The sequence below is a fragment of the Hymenobacter agri genome, assembly GCF_054778495.1.
This window is the reverse complement of the sequence record NZ_BAAGZM010000767.1, coordinates 1-1,718: the sequence shown is the minus strand read 5'-3', so window position 1 is coordinate 1,718 and position 1,718 is coordinate 1. Positions and strand designations below refer to the sequence as shown.

The 1,718-nt window shown below is 64.1% G+C and carries 1 protein-coding gene and 1 pseudogene; both read right to left on the bottom strand.

What is annotated here, in order from left to right:
- Positions 1 to 1,125 (bottom strand): DNA repair protein RadA (gene radA / locus ACYVDE_RS21910; protein ID WP_460503664.1); only part of this gene is annotated, 1,125 nt, incomplete at its 3' end.
- 291 nt (positions 1,126 to 1,416) lie between these two features.
- Positions 1,417 to 1,718 (bottom strand): annotated as a pseudogene (locus tag ACYVDE_RS21905) (hypothetical protein); the annotation flags it as partial.

Here is a 1,718-nt window from a genome sequence, read left to right as displayed (position 1 = left end):
CGGGTCATCCAGCCGCAGGCCGCCGGCAATGTTCAGGAACACGTCGTGCTGGCCCAGGCGCAGGCCAGCGCGCTTTTCGAGCACGGCCAGCAGCATTTGTAGGCGCTTGGCGTCGAAGCCCGTGCTGCTGCGCTGCGGCGTGCCGTACGACGTGGGCGACACCAGCGCCTGCACTTCCACCAGCAGCGGGCGGTTGCCCTCCAGCGTGGCCCCAATGGCCATGCCGCTCAGGCTTTCGCCGCGCTGCGAGAGCAGGATTTCACTGGGGTTACTCACCTGCCGCAGGCCGTCGCCCTGCATCTCGTAAATCCCTAGCTCCGACGTGTTTCCGAAACGGTTTTTGGTAGTGCGCAGAATGCGGTAGCTCATGTGGCGGTCGCCCTCAAACTGCAGCACGGTATCGACCATGTGCTCCAGAATTTTGGGGCCGGCAATGCTGCCATCCTTCGTGATGTGGCCGATGAGCAGCACCGGCGTGCTGGTTTCCTTGGCGAATTTCAGCAGCTCGGCGGTGCACTCGCGCACCTGGCTCACGCTGCCCGCGCCGCTCTCGACCAGCGTGGAGTGCATGGTCTGAATGGAGTCGATGACGAGCAGGTTGGGCTGCACCTGGTCGACCTGCCGGAAGATGTTCTGGGTGTTGGTTTCCGTCAGGATGTAGCAGTTCGGGTGCTGGCCGTCGGCCAGGCGCTCGGCCCGCATCTTAATCTGCGCTTCGCTTTCCTCGCCACTCACATACAGCACTTTGAGCTGGCGCATGCTGAGGGCAATTTGCAGCATGAGCGTGCTTTTGCCAATGCCCGGCTCGCCGCCGATGAGGATGATGGAGCCCGGCACCAACCCGCCGCCCAGCACGCGGTTCAGCTCGCCGTCGGGGGTGAGGATGCGGGGCTCGTCTTCGGCCAGAATGCTGTTGAGCGGCACCGACTTGGCGGCCTTGTTGAGGTTGCCGCCGGGCACGGTGCTGGCCGGCTTCCACTGGCCGGTGGTGGTGGCCACGGTTTCCTTTTGGACGACTTCTTCCACGTAGGTATTCCACTCGCCGCAGACTGGGCAGCGGCCTATCCACTTGGCCGATTGGGCACCGCAGGACTGACAGAAATAGACGGTTCTGGCTTTGGCCATAAACAGGGGTTATTTTCGATAGAATGGGAACAGTGACAAGGCCGGCAGCGGCAAAAAAGTTGCCTCCGAACCCAATTGCGCGGCCACTATCCGGCCCGACCGCCCGGCCGCAAGGTACGGCCGGAGCCAGCGGCGCAAGGTTCAACTTTATGCCCGGCCCACGGCGGTCCGATGCAAGCAGAACGGCCCCGCCGGTAAAAACCGGGCGGGGCCGCCAGAGGGTGGTGAAAGAATAGTAGTGTGGGGAAGCGGGGATGCGAACCGTGGGTGCGGTTTACGAGGTGTGTAGTTTTATTGCAGCACGACTTTGCGGGTGATGACCTCGCCGCCCACCTGCACGCGCAGGGTATAGAGGCCGGCCGCCAGGCCCTGCGTGCCGATTTCCTGCTCGGCGGCATTGCGGAGCGCCTGCTGGCGCACCAGCAGGCCTTTTTCCTCCAGCTTGCGCAGTGTGGCCAGGCGCTGCAGGGCCAGCTCGCCCACGGTATAGCTGGGGTCGATGGCCGTAACGTCGAGGCTCAGGCCGTATTGCTCATGGAAGCGCACCTGCACGCGCAGCAGCAGCTTCAGACCGGGGCGCAGGGGCTGGCCGG